Below are 1102 nucleotides of genomic sequence, written 5' to 3' on the forward strand. Positions count from 1 at the left end.
AGAGGGCATTTGATTTAAGTCGTTTGCACCTTGTGTGCTAGTACGTTCCTCGCCATGTTGGGGTGGTTTCGTCCGTTATGCGTTTGGTGAGATTGTTGATCGCAGCTATGTGGATCATGGCTTGGGAGCTGGTCGGGAGGTTCTCGTAATCGCGGGATAAGCGGCGGTGCAGCATGAGCCAACCCAGGCTGCGTTCGACAACCCAGCGGCGTTTGACGACGTGAAAGCCGCGGGTCTCGGTGTTTCTGGAGACGACTTCGACGTCGATGCCCAGCCTGGCGCCGTGTTCGATCGCGGCATTTTTGAAGCCGGTATCGACCCAAGTTTTGGATATCGTCGGGTACGTGGTTTTGACCTGGTCAAGGAGTCGCATTCCGATGGCGTTATCGGACAGGCTCGCGGCGGTGACCGTCGCGGCGAGGATGATGCCGAGCGTGTCTGTGACAATGCCTCGCTTGCGGCCGACGATCTTCTTCCCGGCGTCTACGCCTTGGCTGGTCAGGGGCACGTTGGTGGAGGTCTTCACGCTCTGGGTGTCGATTATGCACGCGGTCGGTTCGGCCTTGCGGCCTTCCTTGACTCGGGCCAAGCCGGCCAGGTCGTAATTGAGCTGCGCGAAGATGCCTTCATCCCGCCAGGCTGCATAGTAGGCGTAGACGGTGCCGTGCGGTGGAAAGTCGTGGGGCAGATATTTCCAGGCTATTCCCGTCCTGTTGACATACAGGATCGCGTTGAAGACTTCCCGTAGTTCGACTGAGGCCGGCTGGCCGGTGGGCCTGCGATCGAGTCGGGCCTGGCGCCATGCGGTCAAAGTTGGTTCGATTAATGCCCAGCGGGCATCGGATAGGTCGCTGGGGTACGGCTTTCGCTCACTCATGGCAAGGTTTTTACCCAGAGCATGTCAACGGTAGTGATCCTCGACCGGTAGGGAGTTTCCATCTCATCTTTAGACCAGACGGAATCAGAGGGACAAGCAACAATCAAACGGGCGCACCGACCGCCGCTTCGGAACGCGTGAATTCACTCATATGGGGTGAAGTGCCACGAAAGCCGATGACCCCAAAGGGGACTTAGCTCCACCGAACATGCCCAAACGCCCTCT

The 1102-nt window shown here is 58.4% G+C and carries 1 protein-coding gene; it reads right to left on the reverse strand.

The window, feature by feature from the left end; translation table 11 throughout:
* Nucleotides 1-37 precede the first annotated feature (37 nt).
* Entirely contained in the window at nt 38-877 is an 840-nt protein-coding gene (locus KIP79_RS46160) for an IS5 family transposase (protein WP_214111430.1), read from the reverse strand.
* Nucleotides 878-1102: the final 225 nt, after the last annotated feature.

This window comes from Acrocarpospora catenulata (assembly GCF_018476525.1).
Lineage (GTDB): Bacteria > Actinomycetota > Actinomycetes > Streptosporangiales > Streptosporangiaceae > Acrocarpospora > Acrocarpospora catenulata.